Origin of the sequence: Enterovibrio gelatinilyticus, from assembly GCF_028683095.1 — a bacterium.
In the GTDB taxonomy this organism is placed as follows: Bacteria; Pseudomonadota; Gammaproteobacteria; order Enterobacterales; family Vibrionaceae; genus Enterovibrio; species Enterovibrio gelatinilyticus.
This window is the reverse complement of record NZ_JAJUBC010000015.1, coordinates 115,693-136,616: the sequence shown is the minus strand read 5'-3', so window position 1 is coordinate 136,616 and position 20,924 is coordinate 115,693. Positions and strand designations below refer to the sequence as shown.

16 protein-coding genes and 1 pseudogene are annotated in these 20,924 nt (G+C 46.8%); 14 read left to right on the top strand and 3 right to left on the bottom strand.

Annotated features, from left to right (window positions below; genetic code table 11):
- From LRP50_RS14360 to LRP50_RS14330, 7 genes and pseudogenes are all read left to right on the top strand, one after another.
- A pseudogene (locus LRP50_RS14360) lies at positions 1-300 on the top strand (electron transport complex subunit RsxC); the annotation flags it as partial.
- Positions 301-302: 2 nt separating this feature from the next.
- The gene (gene rsxD / locus LRP50_RS14355) at positions 303-1,364 is read left to right on the top strand and encodes an electron transport complex subunit RsxD (RefSeq protein ID WP_274165150.1); all 1,062 of its coding nucleotides are present in this window, start codon (positions 303-305) and stop codon (positions 1,362-1,364) included.
- A complete protein-coding gene (gene rsxG / locus LRP50_RS14350) occupies positions 1,361-1,993 on the top strand; it encodes an electron transport complex subunit RsxG (RefSeq protein WP_274165149.1) in 633 nt (210 codons plus the stop codon). Before rsxD ends, rsxG begins: the two co-directional genes overlap by 4 nt.
- A complete protein-coding gene (locus LRP50_RS14345; RefSeq protein WP_274165148.1) occupies positions 1,990-2,682 on the top strand; it encodes an electron transport complex subunit E in 693 nt (230 codons plus the stop codon). The genes rsxG and LRP50_RS14345 overlap by 4 nt, the downstream gene beginning before the upstream one ends.
- Positions 2,683-2,706: 24 nt before the next feature.
- The gene (gene nth, locus LRP50_RS14340) at positions 2,707-3,348 is read left to right on the top strand and encodes an endonuclease III (RefSeq protein WP_274165147.1); all 642 of its coding nucleotides are present in this window, start codon (positions 2,707-2,709) and stop codon (positions 3,346-3,348) included.
- Between the two features lie 84 nt (positions 3,349-3,432).
- Complete coding sequence (gene gloA, locus LRP50_RS14335) at positions 3,433-3,849, top strand: lactoylglutathione lyase (RefSeq protein ID WP_274165146.1); 417 nt, start codon at positions 3,433-3,435, stop codon at positions 3,847-3,849.
- Positions 3,850-4,104: 255 nt separating this feature from the next.
- On the top strand, positions 4,105-7,005 hold the full coding sequence (locus LRP50_RS14330; RefSeq protein ID WP_274165145.1) for an HD domain-containing phosphohydrolase: 2,901 nt from the start codon (positions 4,105-4,107) through the stop codon (positions 7,003-7,005).
- Positions 7,006-7,147: 142 nt separating this feature from the next.
- Here the strand turns inward: LRP50_RS14330 and motY are convergent, their stop codons facing one another.
- The gene (gene motY, locus LRP50_RS14325; RefSeq protein ID WP_274165144.1) at positions 7,148-8,035 is read right to left on the bottom strand and encodes a flagellar protein MotY; all 888 of its coding nucleotides are present in this window, start codon (positions 8,033-8,035) and stop codon (positions 7,148-7,150) included.
- Positions 8,036-8,202: 167 nt separating this feature from the next.
- Here motY and rnt point away from each other — a divergent pair, with 167 nt between their 5' ends.
- The 5 genes from rnt to LRP50_RS14300 all read left to right on the top strand — a co-directional run bounded on the left by rnt (position 8,203) and on the right by LRP50_RS14300 (position 16,151).
- Entirely contained in the window at positions 8,203-8,886 is a 684-nt protein-coding gene (rnt, locus tag LRP50_RS14320) for a ribonuclease T (RefSeq protein WP_274165143.1), read from the top strand.
- 273 nt (positions 8,887-9,159) lie between these two features.
- A complete protein-coding gene (locus LRP50_RS14315) occupies positions 9,160-10,473 on the top strand; it encodes an outer membrane protein transport protein (RefSeq protein WP_274165142.1) in 1,314 nt (437 codons plus the stop codon).
- A gap of 446 nt (positions 10,474-10,919) precedes the next feature.
- Positions 10,920-12,167, top strand: a complete 1,248-nt coding sequence (locus tag LRP50_RS14310) for an outer membrane protein transport protein (RefSeq protein ID WP_274165141.1) — start codon at positions 10,920-10,922, stop codon at positions 12,165-12,167.
- A 23-nt stretch (positions 12,168-12,190) separates the two neighbouring features.
- Positions 12,191-14,602: a VolA/Pla-1 family phospholipase gene (locus LRP50_RS14305; RefSeq protein ID WP_274165153.1), complete on the top strand. Its 2,412-nt coding sequence runs from the start codon at positions 12,191-12,193 to the stop codon at positions 14,600-14,602.
- 226 nt (positions 14,603-14,828) lie between these two features.
- Positions 14,829-16,151: a Na+/H+ antiporter family protein gene (locus LRP50_RS14300; protein WP_274165140.1), complete on the top strand. Its 1,323-nt coding sequence runs from the start codon at positions 14,829-14,831 to the stop codon at positions 16,149-16,151.
- A gap of 94 nt (positions 16,152-16,245) precedes the next feature.
- On the opposite strand, the gene grxD is transcribed toward LRP50_RS14300, so the two are convergent.
- On the bottom strand, positions 16,246-16,584 hold the full coding sequence (grxD, locus tag LRP50_RS14295; RefSeq protein ID WP_274165139.1) for a Grx4 family monothiol glutaredoxin: 339 nt from the start codon (positions 16,582-16,584) through the stop codon (positions 16,246-16,248).
- A 263-nt stretch (positions 16,585-16,847) separates the two neighbouring features.
- Between grxD and sodB the strand changes: the two genes are divergently transcribed.
- Positions 16,848-17,432: a superoxide dismutase [Fe] gene (gene sodB / locus LRP50_RS14290; RefSeq protein WP_274165138.1), complete on the top strand. Its 585-nt coding sequence runs from the start codon at positions 16,848-16,850 to the stop codon at positions 17,430-17,432.
- A gap of 175 nt (positions 17,433-17,607) precedes the next feature.
- Here the strand turns inward: sodB and asd are convergent, their stop codons facing one another.
- Positions 17,608-18,726, bottom strand: a complete 1,119-nt coding sequence (gene asd, locus LRP50_RS14285) for an aspartate-semialdehyde dehydrogenase (protein WP_274165152.1) — start codon at positions 18,724-18,726, stop codon at positions 17,608-17,610.
- Between the two features lie 572 nt (positions 18,727-19,298).
- On the opposite strand from asd, the gene nhaC reads away from it, so the two are divergent.
- Positions 19,299-20,747 carry a Na+/H+ antiporter NhaC gene (gene nhaC, locus LRP50_RS14280; protein WP_274165137.1) on the top strand — a complete coding sequence of 483 codons (1,449 nt, stop codon included), beginning with the start codon at positions 19,299-19,301 and terminating at the stop codon, positions 20,745-20,747.
- Positions 20,748-20,924 lie beyond the last annotated feature (177 nt).

The window sequence follows — 20,924 nt, the reverse complement described above, 5'->3', positions numbered from 1 at the left end:
GCTGAAGCCCCAGTGGAAGATGTAGTCGCTGACCAAAGCGCGGCTTCAGAGCCTGAAATCACAGACGTTGATCCTAAGAAAGCTGCTGTCGCCGCTGCGATTGCCCGAGCCAAAGCGCGTAAGGCCGCACAGCAAGCTGAAACTGAAGCCCCAGTGGAAGATGTAGTCGCTGACCAAAACGCGGCTTCAGAGCCTGAAATCACAGGCGTTGATCCTAAGAAAGCTGCTGTCGCCGCTGCTATCGCCCGAGCCAAAGCGCGTAAGGCTGCACAGAATAATACTAATAATGAGGATGAGTAACCGTGGCCTTTTTTATTGCCAGTAGTCCACACAGCCATAACCGTAAAAGCACCAGCGATATCATGATGATGGTGCTGCTATGCACTTTACCCGGTATTGCTGCACTCTGTTATTTCTTTGGCTGGGGCGTACTTTTTCAAGTTGCCATTGCGTCAGTGACTGCCATACTCGCCGAAGCTGCTATCGTTGCCCTTCGTAAGCGTCCTATAAAGCGCTATTTACAAGATAACTCAGCGCTGTTGACTGGCTTGTTAATCGGTATTTCCATTCCACCCTTCGCGCCTTGGTGGATAGCGGTCATTGGTAGCTTGTTTGCCATTGTCATCGCAAAGCACCTATACGGCGGTCTAGGGCAAAACCCATTCAACCCGGCCATGGTTGCCTACGTTGTCCTATTGATTTCCTTCCCTGTTCAGATGACAACATGGTTACCACCGGTTTCCCTCATCGCACAGCCACTGGGCATCATGGACAGTGCTTCAAGCATATTTACAGGTTTGAGTACTGACGGTTTTAGCGTTAACCAACTTCGCGTTGCCGCCGATGGCATGACCATGGCAACACCTTTAGATACCGTAAAGACTGCTTTGTTAGCAGGTAATACCGTCTCAGAAGCAGTGCAACTCCCCGTTTTTGACACCTTTGCAGGTATTGGCTGGGGCTGGGTTAACCTTGCGTTCCTCGTCGGCGGACTGGCACTGATAAAGCAGCGCATTATTCAATGGCAAATCCCAACCGCCATGTTAGGTTCGCTATTAGTTTTAAGCACGATCGGGTACGCTGTCAGCCCCGATGCTGTTATATCTCCTGTTCTGCACCTGTTTTCCGGTGCCACCATGTTAGGGGCATTCTTCATTGCCACCGATCCAGTATCAGCCTCTACGACAACCAAAGGTCGTTTGGTGTTTGGTGCAATGATCGGCACGCTCGTCTATTTGATCCGCACCTTCGGCGGGTTCCCAGATGGCGTGGCCTTTGCCGTTCTCATCGCCAACATGTGCGTACCGTTGATAGACTACTACACCAAACCCACCGCTTACGGCTACAAGAAGGAAAGCAAATGATCCGCGCAATGCGAAACAATGGAGCCATTCTGGCTCTGGCAGCGCTGCTTTCAACAGGCTTAGTGGCTGTAACCAACACACTGACAAAAGACACCATTGCTGAACAAGAACGCATCCAATTGTTGCAGGTCCTTAATCAAGTCATTCCCAAGGGTTTGCATGACAATGCACTCGCGAAACAATGCACCTTAGTGCAAGATACTCGCTTGGGGACAGACGCCCCAATGCCAGTTTACATCGCGACCAAAGAGGGAAAAACTACCGCGCTCGCAATCGAAGCTATTGCGCCAGACGGTTACAATGGTGCGATTAAAGTATTGGTCGGCATCGACACCAATAACACTGTGCTTGGTGTTCGTGTGCTTAAGCACGCCGAAACACCCGGTTTGGGTGACAAGATTGACCTAAATGTGTCAGATTGGATTCTGTCCCTCAGTGACAAATCGGTCGAAAGTGCTGATGATAAACGTTGGGCTGTCTACAAAGACGGTGGACAGTTTGACCAATTTACAGGGGCAACCATCACCCCCCGAGCGGTTGTCAGTGCTGCTCGAAATGCAGCGTGGTATGCCATGCAAAATATTGACACGATTACTCGTCAGCCGCTTAATTGTGGAGATGCATCATGAGCCAAAACAATGAGCTAATGAAAAATGGACTGTGGCTGAATAACCCAGCTCTGGTTCAACTGCTTGGCCTATGTCCGCTGTTGGCGGTATCGGCTACAGTGACAAACGCATTAGGACTCGGCCTTGCAACCTTACTGGTACTGGTTGGATCAAACCTAATCGTGTCATTAGTACGTGAATGGGTACCCAAAGAAGTACGCATTCCAATCTTCGTGATGATCATCGCCTCTCTGGTTACGTGTGTCCAGTTACTGATGAATGCTTATGCCTTTGGCTTATATCAATCACTGGGTATTTTCATTCCCCTTATCGTGACCAACTGCATCATTATTGGTCGTGCCGAAGCCTTTGCCTCTAAGAACACACCGTTGCCAGCAGTGCTAGATGGCTTCTGGATGGGCATGGGGATGACTGCAGCACTCGTTGTTTTAGGCGCTTTCCGTGAAATCATGGGAAACGGCACCTTATTTGACGGTGCCGATCGCTTACTCGGTGATTGGGCGGCAGGGCTTCGCATTGAGGTGTTTCACTTTGACAGCCCATTCTTGCTCGCCATGTTGCCACCGGGCGCATTTTTGACGGTTGGATTTATTATTGCAGCCAAGAATGTCATTGATGAACGCCAAGCCAAAAAACAACCTAAAGAGAAAACGGTTATTGAGCGTGCCCGCATCACGTCCGCCGACTAACTCCACCTTTTCAATGGATGAAAAATGAATAACGAAAAACGTATTCAGATTTTGGAGCGATTACGAGCAGAAAACCCGCATCCAGAAACCGAGCTCAAATGGAGCTCGCCGTTTGAACTGCTGATCGCGGTATTGCTTTCTGCTCAAGCCACGGATGTCAGCGTCAATAAAGCCACGGATAAGCTCTACCCCGTTGCAAATACGCCGCAGGCGATACTGGATCTTGGTGTGGACGGCGTGAAGTCATACATCAAGACCATCGGTTTGTTTAACTCAAAAGCCGAAAATGTCATCAAGACTTGTCGAATTTTGGTCGAGCAACACGGTGGCGAAATACCCGAGGATCGCGCGGCATTAGAAGCACTGCCCGGTGTAGGCCGAAAAACTGCAAATGTCGTATTGAACACGGCATTCGGATGGCCAACTATCGCCGTAGATACGCATATTTTCCGCGTCTCAAATCGCACCAAATTTGCGATGGGTAAAAACGTCGATCTGGTAGAAGAAAAGCTGCTGAAAGTCGTACCAAAAGAATTCAAGGTTGACGTTCATCACTGGCTGATCCTGCATGGGCGCTATACCTGTGTCGCTCGAAAACCCCGCTGTGGCAGTTGTGTTATCGAAGATCTTTGCGAGTTCAAAGATAAAATCTACCCCGACGAGTAGTCCGAATTTCTGTAAAATTCTATCGATTAAAATGGCAGCATCAAACTGATTCAGCCTGCCAGAAACCCCTTTAAGGAGAGCAACATGAGCAATGGTCGTATTCTGCATACTATGCTTCGCGTTGGCGATTTAGATCGTTCGATTCGTTTTTACACTGATGTTATGGGCATGGAATTGCTGCGTAAGAGCGAGAACGAGCAGTACGAATATACTCTTGCATTCGTTGGCTACGGTGATGAATCTACCGGCGCTGTGATTGAGTTAACTTACAACTGGGGAACCACTCAATACGAACAGGGTTCTGCATTTGGTCATATTGCCATTGGTGTTGATGATATTTACACGACCTGTGATGCGCTGCGCGCCGCGGGCGCAAACATCACTCGCGAACCTGGCCCAGTTAAAGGCGGGTCAACAGAAATCGCATTCGTTGAAGACCCTGATGGCTATAAGATTGAACTTATTCAAAATAAAAGTGCATCTGCTGGGTTAGGTAACTAATCGAGACCTTCAACAACATACCCTGTGGGCTGTTATCACTACGTACTTGCAGCCCACGATTTCTATTCTTGCCTGACTGTTTTCCTCTCTCTCATTGAATCTGTACATCGCTCGATTCCACAATATTGTGGCTCGACCGCGATACATCCATTTCACGATTTCGTGATGACATTCAAACGATTAAACGAATTCATCCTGTCAAAAAAATGTTCTGGTATGCTCTAGTCAACATCTCACATTTAAGACATGGTAAATATGACTAAGCGTCGCTATACGCTCCAACTGCACATTGCAGGTATTTTCTTCATCATTGTCTCTATTCTCTCAGTATTCTTGATTGTGATGAGTTATCAAAACTCTAAAGCCCTTAACGAACAACTCGCGCAGGACAGAACTGAACAGAGTGCAGAGCGTGTGAAGCTGGCATTTCAAAAGTTGGTTGCTCCTGTCACAACCGCGTTAGATGCTTTAGCAGTTTCAGAATATGGCCAGAGATTCCATGCATCAAATGACCAAGGTTGGCTTGGCACCGTTGATGCAATCATGAAAAGAAACCCCGATGTTCTCGCTATTTACCTTGGGCACCCTGATGAAAACTCTGCCTTTATAAGGTCAACCAGCGCAGCATTTATGCGCAAACAATTCGAAACGCCAGATAACAGCCACATCATGGTCGATATCAACGATGCCAGTGGCACACAGCTAAGAACGTATTACGATAGCCGCCTGAAATTTATCAGTAGAGACGTAAATTCGATTAAATATCGCCCTACTACGCGACCTTGGTTTAAAGTTGCCCCCAGAGACGGAAGCATCTACATCACAGACCCCTACTTCTACTTCTTTATACAGCGAATGGGAATCACACTATCTCGACAACTGCCTGATAATTCTGGTGTTATCGCAGCAGATATTACGCTGGCTTCTCTATCTAACTTCCTAACTGACCTCTCAGATTCAGACGACACACAACTTCTCCTGCTAGACGATAATAGAAACATCATCGCCCACAACGGCTTCTTATCAAATGCCACAGGGGATTCACAAAATGAGTTATCCACTGCACTAGAGTTATCACCCCTTAACCAACTTTACGTGGCATCTGAACTCAATGAAATAACGACCAATGTAGAGTCAATGGACCAAACATGGATGCTTAACCTTGTTCGTATTCCGTTTACGGAGGAAAGAGGGTTGTGGTTAGCAAAAGCGATTCCAGAGCAACAACTCATTGGCAGCGCATTGGATGCAAAAAACAACCAAATCATTATCAGTGCATTAGTGTTACTTCTGGGGACACTGATGGTGCTAGGTGCTTCTGCGCGAATCGCAAGACCACTAAAAGCCTTGGGTAAAGAAACCCAGAAAATTAAAAACCTAGATTTTGCCAACATCACGCTACCCACATCGCCGATTGCTGAAGTCACGGCACTGTCAGAATCTATTGGTGTCATGGCTGACACCATTAGCGGTTTTTTAGAAACACTACACCGCGTATCAAATAGTTCCAACTTCGATGAACTGCTTAAAGACATTGTCTCTCACTGCCACCAAGCTTCTGGGGCAGACTATGTATTGATGTGGACAACCTCGTCCGAGAACAACGATTCACAGTTATCACTAACGGCCAGTTACCCTGAACATGCGAACAAAGCGACCATCAACGTCTCCAAACTACTGGCAGAATCACCGCAAATGGTAAGTGCGATCTCTCGACAGAAGTTCTTCAGCTTTACCCCTTCATCAACTGACATTCAGCGTGGTTTGCTTCCCGTTGACCTAAAGCGTGCTTGGGTATTGCCTTTAAATAACCGCGACAATGAAAACGTGGGATATGTGTTCCTTGGTTTCAATCAGCACACACCTAATCATCAAGAAGAAAAAATTCATTTTATTACCCAGTTTTTGGGATTTGCTTCCCTCATCAAAGAAAACTGGGATCAGGTGGCCGCTCAAAAACACCTGTTCAAGTCATTTGTTGAGCTGATGGCATCCGCCATCGATACCAAATCTCCGTATACCGGCGGACATTGCCAACGTGTTCCGGAACTCACCTTCATGCTCGCTGATGCGGTGAGCAAAGATACAGAGCATTTTCCCGATTTTTCTCTCAATGAACATAATCAAGAGGCGCTGTACTTCGCTGCCTGGCTTCATGATTGCGGCAAAGTCACGACGCCTGAATATGTGGTCGACAAAGCGACGAAGCTCGAAACCATCTACAATCGCATTCACGAAGTACGAACGCGCTTCGAAGTACTCAAACGCGATGCGGAAATCAGCTATTGGAAGCAGCGTGTTGGTGGAAAAGAAGTAGAAGCTTTGGATGCTTGGTTAAGCAATGAGCAAAAAACGCTTGATGACGACTTTGCCTTTATCGCCAAATGTAATCTTGGTGGTGAATTCATGGACACCAAAAACATTACACGTTTAGAAGAGATAGCTTCTCGCACTTGGTATCGCACCATCGATGATGTTCAAGGTTTGTCTTGGGAAGAAGAAGACCGTCGAAAACAACGAGGTGATATCGCACTTCCATCAAAAGAAAGCGTGCTCTCAGATTCTGTCGATCATGAGATCCCTTGGTTGCCACAACAACTCGAGACTTTCAAAGATTGGGAGTTTAAGCTTGCAGTCCCTAAACTTCAGTACAATCGCGGTGAGTTGTATAACCTTTCTATTCAGCGCGGAACATTGAATGATGAAGAACGATTCATCATCAACGATCACATCATACAAACCATTAAAATGTTAAGAAAGTTACCGTACCCTAAACATCTTGCTCATGTACCCGATATCGCAGGCGGTCATCACGAGAAATTAGATGGTAAAGGCTACCCTTATGGTTTAGATGAAACAAACCTCTCTGTTGACGCACGAATCATGGCTATCGCCGATATTTTTGAAGCACTCACCGCCAGTGACCGCCCTTACAAAAAGGCTAAAACACTGAGTGAGGCACTTAAGATTCTAGCATTTATGGCAAAAGACAAGCATGTTGATGCCAAGCTTTTCCGCCTCTTCATTGAGCAGAAAGTCTACCTGCAATACGCAGAATCTTTCTTGCCAGACTCTCAGCAAGATACCGTCGACGAGCAGGCGTTACTAGCGATGATTGCACCCAAGAAAGCCACCACCTCAGCAGAGGTTTCTTAATACCACCCTAGGTGGATACGAATAAACTGGCAGCAACAAACAAAAAGCCCCGACGTTATTACGCGGGGCTTTCTTCTATCCAGAAGCTCATTCCCAGATGTTAATTTAATCTGTCTGCGCTTAAGTGCCTGTATTATGTTTATCAGATAATGGTTCGACCGAGAGAAATGACCACACGTCGGTTTTTATTTCTACCGATAGGGCTGTCGTTATCAGCAATCGGTCGACGCTCACCAAACGCTTCCACTTGAATGCGATCTTTCGGCAGGCCTAAGGACATGAAGTACTCTTCGAGATTCTTAGCTCGAATCTCTGACATTCGTTGATTTGCCGCTTTCGCACCACGACCATCCGTGTAGGTGGCCATCAATACCAAATCGATATCTGGGCTATATCGAACAAACTCTGCGATTTGAGCCAACTTTGCCATTGATGGTTTGTTGAGATCGTCGCCATTGTCATTGTAATGCAAAACGGTGAAAGCAATATCTTCAAACGAATACGGTAACAAACGAGAAATGCAGCTGCTAAATTCATTGTAAGGTTGCTGGAACGAAACGGCTGATAGGGCTACATCAACGCGCTTTCCACGGCTTTGCCATTCTTGAAAATTGAAGGTAGGGAATCGTCCACCTTCTAATTCAGCCAACATACCCCATGCAGTTTGGCCATCAACGTACCCATCAAACTGCTTAAAGAACCTCAATCTATCAATGTATTCCGCCGCTTCACCCGGTCTCCAAACCGCAGGCATAGACACCAGAGATACATTTTCTGTTTTTCCCATTGGCCGACGCATTTCTAGCTCAAAATCCAAATTGATTTTTTTGCTTGCTCGCGACGTAAACGTCGCCATCCCATAGTTCGGGATCATGTGTTCAATACGACATTCAATAGGTGTATCCACGGTCACCTGCCACAAAGACTCTGTTGGTTTTGCGCCATAGAATTTGCTGGCATTCGCCGACAACGGCAACACACTTGCAGCAATGAAAAATGTCAGCAGTGGAGAGGAAGTAACTCTCTTCATGGCAGGGCAGTTTCCTGTTTCTAATGGTGGATAACGCTATTTACCATATCGGTCAGTGACGTCATATCTTTAGTGTTTATTTTAATGCCGTTGAGCCAAAGTAGAAAATGAAAATGCCTCGCGCTTCTGCCATAATGCACGCCTGATTTTTACTAGTTGCACGAGACATGACTCAAGAAACCAACCTTAACACGCTTAAAGCACGATTCCGCGGATACTTTCCAGTTGTTATCGATGTCGAAACGGCTGGATTTAACTCGAACACAGACGCCTTGCTGGAAATTTGTGCCGTCACGCTAAAAATGGACGACGATGGTTGGTTGTCTCCCGATAAAACGATCCACTTTCATGTCGCACCTTTTGAAGGCGCAAACCTAGTCAAAGAGGCACTCGAATTCAACGGTATTCGCGACCCATTTAGCCCTCTGAGAGGTGCGGTTGACGAAGAGCATGCTCTGAAAGAAATCTTCAAACTCATCAGAAAAGAGCAAAAAGCATCTGGCTGTCAGCGCTCAATCATGGTGGCGCATAATGCGACATTCGACCATAGCTTCGTCATGGCAGCAGCGGGACGCACACACTTAAAGCGTAACCCTTTCCACCCTTTTGCCACCTTTGATACCGCAGCACTAAGTGGACTGGCGTTAGGCCAAACCGTACTTGCCAAAGCGTGCAAAACAGCAGGTATCGCCTTTGACAACCGCGAAGCCCACTCAGCATTGTACGACACCGAACGTACTGCCGAGCTGTTCTGTGAGATCGTAAACCGCTGGAAAAAACTAGGCGGTTGGCCTGTTCTTGAGGTTGAAACTGCAGAGGAAGATGATTCCGCACACACCGCAGAAGAATAATTCGAGCCCTACCTTCGACATTCATGGCGGCGCTGCACAAATAATCCGGCAGCCCGTCATCGTTTCAACAAAGACCACGTCAATTTTGGAAAAAGCCCCCTGCTACACCCATGCATAAATATCCGGTTTGCTCCCCCTCAAACTATTGATAACAAACCAGCTATATCTCAAGTCTGTGCCTATACTGCTTAAGACCAACCCGCTCATGCACTAAAGTGCATAAAACAAACCAGAGGCGGGAACTTACAAGGCAGTGACAAAGAGGCAAAATAGATGAAACCAATCACCCAACGTACTCTACTTGCAACCGCTGTGGCTTTGGCCGCTTTTCAGGCACATAGCGCAGGCTTTCAGATCAGTGAACACTCCGCAAGTGGCTTAGGCCGCGCATTTGCTGGCGAAGCAGCAATTGCAGATAACGCCGCCGTAGCAGTTCGAAACCCTGCTGCCATGACCATGTTTGACTCCGCTCAGGTTTCTGGTGGTTTGTCATTTATTCAGCCTGACGTAGATGGAAAGGTAAATACTGCTTCAGGCGTTGATACTAGCAATCCCGCATTTACAGGGATGAGTGCGGATCATAAAGATGTCGCTCCAGACGCAATCGTCCCTTACCTGCATTACATACGCCCGATTGACGAAAAAATGGCAATCGGCTTTTCGACCTATTCAAATTTTGGCCTATCAACAGAGTATCCGACTGATTCAGTCGCAGGTTCAATCGCTGGGCAAACCGAACTCACTACGGTCGATTTCAATCTCAATTTTGCTTATAAAGTCGCACCGCAATGGAGCTTGGGTCTTGGGCTGAACGCCGTTTATGCCGAAGCTGAACTAAACCGACAAGCTGGCGCTGCACTTTCAACACTAAATAGTGTGGCTACATACCTCACATCACCTACAGATAACGTCGCTCATCTTAAAGGAGACGGCTGGGGGTTTGGTTGGAATGCTGGTGCGTTGTGGGAGATTGATGAAAATAATCGTTTGGGTTTAGGCTACCGTTCTGAAGTTGATATTACGCTCGAAGGCGATTATAGCGGGATTTCAACAGCCTTAACCAAGCCTCAACAAACAGTCGCTGGAGAGCTTGAACTAAATCTTCCAGATATTTTCGAGATTTCTGGCTTTCATCAATTAAACTCAAGCTGGGCGCTACATTATAGTGCGATGAGAATTGGCTGGAGTAGCTTTGAGGAGCTAAAAGCGACAAGTTCTGATTGTACAAATTGGACAGTTTCTCCTGCTGAAACTGGAGAATGTTTGCAGAAAGATGAAAAATGGGAAGATAGCTGGCGCTATGCTGTTGGTGCTACCCATTACCTAAACAGTCAATGGACACTTAGAACTGGTGTTGCATATGACGAAAGTCCAGTAAAGGAAGAATACCGAACTCTCAGTATTCCTGACTCTGATCGTACTTGGTATAGCATTGGAGCAACATATGCGAGCTCTGACGCGTTGACTATTGACGCTGGCATTGCATACCTGAGCGGTGATAGCGTAACGGGATCTGAAGATGGCTTCACATTTGAAGCGGGCGGTGACGCTTATATCGTCTCTATCGGTGCAAACTATAACTTCTAACCATATGTTTCATATATAAGAAAAGCCGACGGTTATTTGTCGGCTTTTTTGTCAGATATCACAAAAGTGAAATGTTACTTCCCTCCTATGTGACACAAAAAACTCTGCGCTTTCCGGCTATTTCAAACGCTCGTTCACTTATCACCCATTTCATTTCTAATTGTAAATGCCTAATAACAAGCCATGCGGGGGTGCGAGCTTCTATTTAGTGCTTTTACTTAAAACATGGGTTTTAAAACATTGTCAGAACCTCCGCCACATAACCGACCACTAGCACAATTAACAGGTATTTAACATTATTCAACAACGTGACATATTAACGATTGTAATGATCCGACCAGATTGGATTGAAGCTTGCTTTAAACTGTAATGTTTTTTTCAAACCACTGATAATAATGGACTTTAGTTTATTAATAACTAAAAGCTCAATTTGGATGAGAGGCTGTATGTCAAAAAAACTATCAAGAAGCGCGATAGCTATCGCTGTCGCTTTATGTGCACCTTCCGCATGGAGTGCGGGATTTCAGGTATCAGAGCACTCCGCTAGCGGCTTAGGTCGAGCCTATGCAGGTGAAGCTGCCATGGCGGATAACGCTTCTGTCATGGCGCGTAACCCAGCATCCATGGCACTTTTCACTGAAACACAAATGTCCGGTGCCCTTCATGTCGTCAACCCTGAAATTGACATTACAGATAAAACCACAGGCCAAAAAGCTTCTGACGTTGCACCTATGCAAGTTGTTCCGGCATCGTATTATGTCAACCCATATGACGATAAATGGGCATTCGGCGTGGGTCTTTACACCACTTATGGAGTAGGTACCGATTACCCTGACGCATTTAATGCTGGCGATCTTGCTGGTGATACGTCTCTACTTTCAGTGAACTTAAATCCAGCCGCCTCGTATCGCGTTAATGAACAATTCAGTGTAGGGGCAGGCCTTAACATCGTTTATGCAATGGCTGAGTTGAATCGTCACTACGGCATTTCCTCTGTTGCGGTTTCGAACGATTTCAGCGACAAGCTTATCAGCATGGAAGGCGACACGTGGGGATTCGGTTGGAACGTGGGCGCTCTATACGAAGTCGACGACAAAAATCGTTTTGGTATTGCATACCGATCTACTGTCGATCTTGAGTTTAATGGCGACTTCACTGATAACTCGGGCAATATTATCCCAGGCGGCGGCAAGACAAGTGGCGATCTTAACGTTCCTCTTCCTGCCATCGCAGAATTTTCGGGTTTTCATCAGCTTAATCAAACATGGGCAGTCCACTACAGTGTGATGTGGTCACAATGGAGTGAGTTCAAGGAGTTAAAAGCCACGGGCTCGGGCTGTTCACTCACCAATGGAATTTGTTTCCAAAAAGACGAAAAATACGATGATGCATTCCGGTACTCAGTCGGCACAACTTATACACTTGATGAAGCATGGACCCTCCGTACTGGATTCGCCTTTGATGAGCAAGGTGGCAAGTCGACACTGAGTATCCCAGACACAGATCGCTACTGGTTCTCTGGTGGGGCAACCTACCAATACTCGCCAGAACTCTCCTTCGATGCTGGTTTGACATACATCTACAGTAAGTCCAACAGCTTCAAAGAAAGCAGCAGTGTTTCAAATATCGACTTTACCTTCGATGGTAAAGGCGCTGCATATCTTGCTGCAGTTCAAGCCAACTACACCTTTTAAACATCAGTCGAGGGAGATGAATGATGTATCTACAATTAAACACAACTAAAACCCGCCTTGCCTTGATGTTATCAGCTGCTATTGGACTAACAGCATGTGGCGGCGACGCCGAATTGAGCGGCAATACCGAATCTGGCGTTTTTCAAGAAGGTTATATTCAAGAAAGCCTGAAAGCGCCAACAAAAATCAGCTTTAACCTATCCGGTAGTAACGCAACAATTCCAGGGCCAAGCTTTCTACTTATGGATACCAACGACGGTACGTTGAACATCCCAACCAGTGATGCTAGCGCGACGAAGGCAAGTCTGAGTTCTGGTAACCGAGCTTCGTTAGCCGCCAACCTTGCAGACCCAAGGGCGGCCATGGGCACAATGGACGGCTGGCCAGTTTCTATGCCAATCATCATGCCATTTACTGGAGCAGGGTTAGCAGATGGCGTGCTGACATCCGGTGTCGTCGTTGCTCAGTTGACCGAAGGGCTAACGGGCTCTCCAACTCTTAAAAAGTTATTGGCAAATGGCACGGATTACCAAGTCATTTCTGATGCAAAAAACGATCGTCTGATTGTGCAATTCGCTGACTCACTAGCGGAGAAAGGTGAGTACATTATTGCCCTCACCAACGATTTGACAGACGCTAATGGCGACACGCTCGGCATGTCTTCGTCGTATGCAACGCTTGTGACAAACTCGAACACCATTGTTAATGATTCCATTGCAACTGCGGCGACAGTGACCAAAGGCATCAATGCAATCTTTGCTCAACTGGGAACCGCGAACGAGGACATTATTTACAGTTCTTGGTTTACCACACAGTCTGTCGGCGACACACTATATGCAACCAAAGGAGCGATTGCGACGGGTGCAGGTTTAGGTAACTTCGGCGCAGTATGGAAAGACTCAGCTAACCCCAATGATGTGGACTTAAGCGCGGCTTACTCTATGTCCGTACCTGCCTCCGGTCAGGACTATGCCACCGCATTGCCTGCCGACACTAACTTTGCTTCATATATCGAAACAAACAATGGCAGCGATGCTGCAGCCTTGGTTGCCGCTTATGCGCCAAGTACCGTGACCGTCTCGAAAGGCACAGTCAAACTGCCATACTTCTTGGAAACCGACGCTTCAACTTGGAACACAACGCCGTTTGAATCCGGTATGCCAAGCTTGGCAATGGTATCCAATGTACTCAGTGGTGATAACGCAGATGACGCTTCTGCAATAGGTCAGCAACTGGTTGCGGCAGGTGTAGACCTCGCCACATTGGCAACAGACCCTGCCGAGCAACTCAAGCTTGTTGGTCTTACGTTAACCAAAGCAGACGGTTCACAGCTAGATTCAGAGCGTGTTATTACTCGCTATAACCCTGTCCCTCAGCTTAAATCTTTGCAAGACGTACCATTTATCCTCTTCACCCCAACAGCGCTAGTTGGCTCACCAGGTGACATGGAACTGGTGATTTACCAACACGGTATTACGTCAGCGAAAGAAAATGCCTATGCATTTGCCGCTAATGTTATTAATGGCGCGAAAACTCTCACCAAAGACATTGCGATTATTGCTATTGATCAGCCTTTGCACGGTGAGCGAAGCTTAGATGCCACACGCTCAGCCAATGCAGACCCTACTGCATTCTTGAATCTCACTTACCTACCCGTAGGTCGTGACAATTTAAGACAAAGTATGCTGGACAACATGGGCCTAAGGGCTGCAGCATCAATCACTCAGTCGGTTACCGCATTCGCAGGCACACCGTTGGCACCACTAGCAAACACTGCGGTGACAAACCCGTCTCTATTTGGTCACTCTCTAGGAGGTATCACAGGGTTTGGTACTGTCGCCATGGCGAATAGCACGCTTAACGATGCGGCAGGCGACGCCATCTTTAAGTTCTCTCGTGTTGCTGCAGCCAATACTGGCGGTCAAATCGCCAACTTGTTGTTAGGATCTGACGCATTTGGCCCTGATATTATTGCTCAGGTCACGAGTGGTGTTACAGACGCAACAAAGGCGGCAGATCTAGTTAGTAGTTTTGCTTACGCCGCGCAAACCGTGATCGATGCCGTCGACCCATTCAACTTGGTCGGTGAGAATGACATCAATGGCACCAACGTTTTAGACGCGTTGCCGATTTATATGCAGCAAGTAAAAAATGATGCGACAGTGCCAAACACGGTAACCGATGCGCCGTTTGCGGGTACAGAACCGTTAGCAACGAAGCTTCAATTAACCACTGTTGATAATGCGTCACAAACGACAAGCAATGGCAGAAACTTCACTAAGTTCAGTGATGGTGGTAAGCACAGCACAGTGATTTCTCCTCAAGAAGACAATTTCAGTGACCTTGGCCACACCACAGAGATGCAAAGCCAGTTGGTACAATTCCTAACAGGCAGTTCCGATTACGCGGTAAGTGACGCCAGCGTACTAGAATAACTCTCCTAGAGCTCCCCAAAAGGCCAGCACCCGCTGGCCTTTTTCTTTATTTCTCCCTTCTCCACAAATTCCTCTCGACAACGTTACAAAAAAAAGGAAACTGTGATCTTCGCAAGGTGATACCCAAGCTACCTTTGACTCATCAGGGATGACGAGGTTGCTTGGGTATACACATTTTTGGATAAATTTTTGCTCGTATTGAGCTCAGAGAAGTAGGGAAAAACTCATGAATCCGGTCGTTATCGCGGTTTGTGTGATGTTAATGTTGGCTCTTTTGCGAGTTAACGTTGTCGTCGCACTTACCTTTAGTGCCATTCTTGGCGGCGTGGTTAGTGGCTTATCGCTAACCGATACCATTTCAGCCTTTGAAGGCGGACTTGGCGGTGGCGCAACCATCGCACTAAGTTATGCCATGTTAGGTACCTTTGCTGTTGCTATTAGCCGCTCTGGTATCACGGATTTGCTTGCTCAAGCGGTTATTCGCAAACTCAATGGTAAAGACAATGCCAACGCGACAAGCGCTCTTAAGTACATGGTACTGGTTGCACTTGCATTGCTTGCAGTATCGTCGCAAAACGTCATTCCTGTTCACATTGCGTTTATCCCCATTGTTATCCCGCCACTTTTGCATGTGTTCGCAAAATTGAACCTAGACCGCCGTCTCGTTGCGTGTGTCCTGACCTTCGGTTTGATCACACCCTACATGGTGTTACCTATTGGTTTTGGCGGCATTTTCCTCAACAATATTTTGCTGAAAAACCTGCATGACAATGGTCTGGATGTTGTTGCGAGCCAGGTGCCCCAAGCCATGCTTTTACCTGCTGCGGGTATGCTGTTTGGTGTGTTAGTCGCCGCGTTTATTAGCTACCGCAAACCTCGTCACTATTCGGAAGAGAAAATCCTCGCGGCAGAGCCTGAAAAAACAGAAATTAAACCGCAAAATATTGTTGTCGCAATCGTAGCAATTGCGACCACCTTGGGTGCTCAGCTTTATACTGGTTCGATGATTGTCGGTGCGCTGGCAGGCTTTATGGTGTTCACCATCGGTGGTGTGATCAAGTGGCAGGATACGAATGATGTCTTCACTCGCGGCGTGCATATGATGGCCATGATTGGCTTCATCATGATATCAGCAGCCGGTTTTGCGGCAGTAATGAAAGCGACGGGTGGCGTTGAAACCTTGGTAGCATCACTAGCCTCAAGCATCGGTGATAATAAGCCCCTTGCTGCGTTATTAATGTTGGTTGTGGGCCTATTAGTGACGATGGGGATTGGCTCGTCATTTTCCACTATCCCTATTATCGCCACTATCTATGTTCCACTCGCCTTGGCATTTGGTTTCTCACCAATGGCAACGATCGCTCTAGTGGGCACTGCCGCAGCCTTGGGTGACGCAGGCTCCCCAGCCTCTGACTCGACGCTTGGCCCTACGTCTGGCTTGAACGCTGACGGTCAGCATGAGCACATTTGGGACACGGTTGTACCCACCTTTGTCCACTACAACTTGCCATTGATCGCCTTTGGTTGGCTAGCGGCCATGACGCTGTAATTTCAAGGCATTATCATCAAATAAACGATATAAAAAAGCCGCTAATGAAAATTAGCGGCTTTCTTGTACTACGTGCACAAACTCAGCCAATGGCTTAGTCATTCGCTTCCGCATCACGGCGCGCAGCGGCAGTTTTGATCATTGGCTGAAGCTCACCTTTTTGGAACATTTCCAGAATGATGTCACAACCACCAACCAACTCACCTTCAATCCACAATTGTGGGAATGTCGGCCATTGTGCATAGATAGGCAGTTCAGCACGGATATCAGGATTTTGTAGAATATCCACGTATGCAAATTTTTCACCACACGCCATCAGCGCTTGGCTAGCCTGAGAAGAAAAGCCACAGCTAGGTAGCTTTGGCGAGCCTTTCATGTATAGCAGGATGGTATTTTCTTCAATCTGCTGTTTAATTTTATCAATCGTTTCCATTACTTCCTCGAACACCAAGTGTGATGATTACCTTGATTCTAACTGGGAAAAGGCCGGAAAAAAACGCCTAAAATCTATAGGGTCAATTTAAGTCGCTTTTTTAAAAATTCTTCTTTTAATAAAGTAAAAACTTGCTAAACTGTTTCGCAGTCAGTCTATAAGTAGATACGTCCTCTTCAGGGAGCCTTTCCTAAAGTGTAAGACAAATCTACAGGAAGCAATAATGTCAGGGGGAAACCCCGCCTATCATGGAGAATCGCGTAATGGCATTTCAACTACCAGCTCTTCCTTATGAGAAAAATGCACTTGAGCCACACATTTCTCAAGAGACTCTGGAATACCACCACGGTAAACACCACAACACTTACGTTGTTAAGCTGAATGGCCTAGTTGAAGGTACTGAGCTTGAGAACAAATCTCTAGAAGAGATCATCAAGACCTCTACTGGCGGTGTGTTCAACAATGCTGCGCAAATCTGGAACCACACGTTTTACTGGCACTGCCTGAGCCCAAATGGCGGCGGCGAGCCAACTGGCGATGTGGCTGATGCAATCGCAAAATCTTTCGGTTCATTCGAAGAATTCAAAGCGAAATTCACTGATTCAGCGATCAACAACTTCGGTTCTTCTTGGACTTGGTTGGTGAAAAAAGCTGACGGTACTCTAGATATCGTTAACACATCTAACGCAGCGACGCCTTTGACTGAAGAAGGTGTGACTCCTCTGCTGACCGTTGACCTGTGGGAACACGCTTACTACATCGATTTCCGCAACCTACGTCCAGACTACATGAATGCATTCTGGGCATTGGTTAACTGGGAGTTCGTTGCTCAAAACCTAGCAGCGTAATTTCTGGCAATCGCCTGTAAAAATGAATACCTCGCGTTTGCGGGGTATTTTTTTGTCTTCATTTTGGTGTCGCTTTTTGATGTCAAATTGTGCCTTTTCACGATGGGTCAAACCGCAGGCACAAAAAAACCGCTGATTCGCAGCGGTTTTTTATTATTTCATTTTGACCGAGTGCTTAAGCGACTTCAGACAAAATAATACGCAGTGTACGGCGAAGCGGCTCTGCAGCACCCCACAATAGCTGATCACCTACGGTGAACGCATTGAGGAAGTCATCACCCATGTTCATTTTACGCAAACGACCTACAGGGATCGACAGCGTGCCGGTCACTTTTGCTGGCGACAATTCTTGAACCGTTATGTCGCGCTCGTTCGGGATCACTTTAACCCAATCATTGTGCGATGCGATGATGCTTTCAACTTCATCCATTGGCACGTTTTTCTTGAGTTTTAGCGTCAATGCTTGGCTGTGACAGCGCATTGCGCCGATACGTACACAGGTACCATCAATCGGTACTGGGCTATCTTGTATGCCAAGGATCTTGTTCGTTTCTACCGAGCCTTTCCACTCTTCTTTGCTTTGACCGTTATCTCGCTTCACATCAATCCAAGGGATCAATGAGCCCGCCAATGGCGCTCCAAATTCTGAGGTTGGGAAGCTTGAAGAGCGCAGCGTTTCCGCGACTTTACGGTCGATGTCCAAAATGGATGTTGCAGGGTTTGCCAGCTCTAAACCAACAGAGTCATTAATCACACCCATTTGGCTGATTAATTCACGCATATTTTTCGCACCAGCACCTGAAGCCGCTTGATACGTTTGCGCTGTCATCCATTCAACCAAACCTTCTTGGTAGAGGCCACCTACAGCCATCAGCATCAAGCTTACCGTACAGTTGCCACCCACATAGGTCTTAGTGCCTTTGTGAATGCCTTCTTGAATTTGTTTAAAGTTAACCGGATCCAACGTGATGATACTGTCTTCTTTCATACGTAGCGTTGAAGCAGCATCAATCCAATAACCTTTCCATCCCGCAGCGATCAACTTTGGATATACCGCTTCGGTGTAGCTACCACCTTGACAGGTGATAACGATGTCTAGCTTTTTCAAACTTTCGATATCAAATGCATCTTCCAGTAAGCCCGCATCTTTGCCATAGTTTGGCGCTGGGATACCAATTTGAGAGGTACTGTAGAAAACCGGTTCGATAACATCAAAATCGCGCTCTTCTACCATGCGCTGCATCAGTACAGATCCGACCATACCGCGCCAGCCGACTAAACCTACTCTTTTCATTCTCACTCACACTCCATGTTGTAATCTTCTGCCTCTATCTTGAAAATTAACGACACAAATAACAAGCAAAAACTGCATCTTTTTGCGTAGTTCAGGGAGGCAAATCAATGCAAACCATCCAGAACCACACCAATCAGTCAATTTATATAAGGTTGGCAGAGAAATTCTATCTCAATCTCTGTTTTCATAAGCTTTTATAAACCCGCATCATCATTGCAAGCTGACACTTAGATTCAATCACTGCATTGATGGATATTTTCAGGTCATGATCTACAAAATCTGAACTCTTAGGATATTTACCATCGTAATTTACAAATATTCACACATCCATAAAACAGACAATAAACACAACCTCACCATAAAAAGCCACATCATATCCATCGTTTTGATACAGAAAACCATGAAAAATAACACCCGAGACTGCAAAGTCACATAAATGGAAATACTTGTTCACCTACTCCAGTCTCTTTCGCTAAAGTATGCATCGCCGCCAGGAAGGTAGTACTGATAGCCCCAATATGGATATTTCAACGGCAGGAGCTAATTAGCTCCACAAACGAAAGGTTTGAAATATGCAAAGACACTCGGCGCGACTCCCTTCGCTATTCCAAGTATTCGCTGCGCTTGGTCTATTTCTCTTACTCGCATTCTCTTTCACGGCGAAGCTTAATTTACCCATTCAGCTTGCGTTATATATTGGTTGGTTCTTGATCATCGGCCTCGGCATCAAGCTAGGTCATCAATACAAAGATCTCGAGAAAGCTGCCACCAACGGCATCGCAAATGGCTTAGGGGCGGTCTTGATCCTTCTGGCTGTCGGCGCACTTGTCGGTACCTGGATTGCTGGCGGTATAGTACCAACTATCATCTATTACGGCTTGAATGCCATTCACCCCTCTATCTTCCTCGCCGCCACCATGATCATTTGTTCATTGACGGCGCTAGCGACGGGTACATCATGGGGTGCAGCGGGTACTGCGGGTATCGCAATGATGGGCATTGGCCAAGGGCTTGGTGTTCCAGCACCAGTGACGGCAGGTGCTGTGTTGTCAGGCTGTTACTTTGGTGACAAGCTATCTCCGCTTTCTGATTCCGTGATCCTTGCTTCTTCTATGTCAGGTGTCGAAATCGTTGAGCACATCAAAGGCATGCTACCTATCGCCCTGATCAGTTACATCATCACCGGTATTCTGTTCACCGCCCTTGGCCTACACTACGCAGGTAACGTAGACATGGCCCAAGTGAACGACGTGATTGCCGCCATGGACAAACAATTCGTGATTTCACCTTTGTCCTTCATTCCTGTTGGAATCGTATTGTTGCTATTGGCACTGCGCTTACCGTCATTCCCAGTGATTTCTCTTGGTTCTGTATTGGGTATCGTGTGGGCTATCGTAGTTCAAGACATGAATCCACTAGCCGCAATCAACACTGCATGGGCACCCTTCTCGATTGAATCTGGCGTGAGCTTCATTGATGCCATCCTAAACCGTGGTGGTATGGAATCCATGCTGGGTTCAGTGGCTGTGATTGTGTTCGGCTTGGGCTTTGGTGGCCTGCTAGACAAAGTGGGTGTACTTGAAACCATCGCAAAGGTGTTTGAACGTAAAGTCGACTCTGCTGGCAGTCTTGCTACCTCAACCATTGGTACCGCTTTCCTTGGTAACGTGTTTGGTTCTGCCATGTACGTGTCTTTGATTCTGACACCGAAGATTTGTGCGAAAAACTATGACCGCCTTGGCTACCACCGTAAAAACCTTTCTCGTAATGCAGAATTTGGCGGCACGCTGACATCAGGAATGGTGCCTTGGAGTGATAACGGTATCTACATGGCGAGCATTTTGGGTGTGGCGACGCTCTCTTACGCTCCCTTCATGTGGCTAAGTTTCGTATGTATTATCGTGACGATTGTGACGTCTTATCTTGGTTGGTTTGTTGACCCTGTTGAGCCAAACCAACAGCACGAAGTCGCATCCGATAACGCAAGCCTAGAAGGCGCTGCAGCACTACAAAAAGCGTAATCTCAACAACCCCTTTCTAAAGGCAGCGATAGCTGCCTTTTTTACATCTCTCGAAAGGTGTTTACATCCTTGTTTTAGCGGAAAATCTTAGCCTTCCCGACACTGCTACAGATAGTAGATCACGATCACATATTCAACATTGCACCACGCGAATTCCCCACCATTCAGTAGCACATA

Excerpts from the sequence above, each read along its gene's own strand:
- LRP50_RS14300 (WP_274165140.1), top strand. The coding sequence starts at position 14,829 with ATGAATCCGGTCGTTATCGCGGTTTGTGTGATGTTAATGTTGGCTCTT.
- asd (WP_274165152.1), bottom strand. The coding sequence starts at position 18,726 with ATGAAAAGAGTAGGTTTAGTCGGCTGGCGCGGTATGGTCGGATCTGTA.
- motY (WP_274165144.1), bottom strand. The coding sequence starts at position 8,035 with ATGAAGAGAGTTACTTCCTCTCCACTGCTGACATTTTTCATTGCTGCA.
- gloA (WP_274165146.1), top strand. The coding sequence starts at position 3,433 with ATGAGCAATGGTCGTATTCTGCATACTATGCTTCGCGTTGGCGATTTA.
- LRP50_RS14310 (WP_274165141.1), top strand. The coding sequence starts at position 10,920 with ATGTCAAAAAAACTATCAAGAAGCGCGATAGCTATCGCTGTCGCTTTA.
- LRP50_RS14330 (WP_274165145.1), top strand. The coding sequence starts at position 4,105 with ATGACTAAGCGTCGCTATACGCTCCAACTGCACATTGCAGGTATTTTC.
- grxD (WP_274165139.1), bottom strand. The coding sequence starts at position 16,584 with ATGGAAACGATTGATAAAATTAAACAGCAGATTGAAGAAAATACCATC.
- rnt (WP_274165143.1), top strand. The coding sequence starts at position 8,203 with ATGACTCAAGAAACCAACCTTAACACGCTTAAAGCACGATTCCGCGGA.
- nhaC (WP_274165137.1), top strand. The coding sequence starts at position 19,299 with ATGCAAAGACACTCGGCGCGACTCCCTTCGCTATTCCAAGTATTCGCT.
- LRP50_RS14305 (WP_274165153.1), top strand. The coding sequence starts at position 12,191 with ATGTATCTACAATTAAACACAACTAAAACCCGCCTTGCCTTGATGTTA.
- LRP50_RS14315 (WP_274165142.1), top strand. The coding sequence starts at position 9,160 with ATGAAACCAATCACCCAACGTACTCTACTTGCAACCGCTGTGGCTTTG.
- nth (WP_274165147.1), top strand. The coding sequence starts at position 2,707 with ATGAATAACGAAAAACGTATTCAGATTTTGGAGCGATTACGAGCAGAA.
- rsxG (WP_274165149.1), top strand. The coding sequence starts at position 1,361 with ATGATCCGCGCAATGCGAAACAATGGAGCCATTCTGGCTCTGGCAGCG.
- sodB (WP_274165138.1), top strand. The coding sequence starts at position 16,848 with ATGGCATTTCAACTACCAGCTCTTCCTTATGAGAAAAATGCACTTGAG.
- LRP50_RS14345 (WP_274165148.1), top strand. The coding sequence starts at position 1,990 with ATGAGCCAAAACAATGAGCTAATGAAAAATGGACTGTGGCTGAATAAC.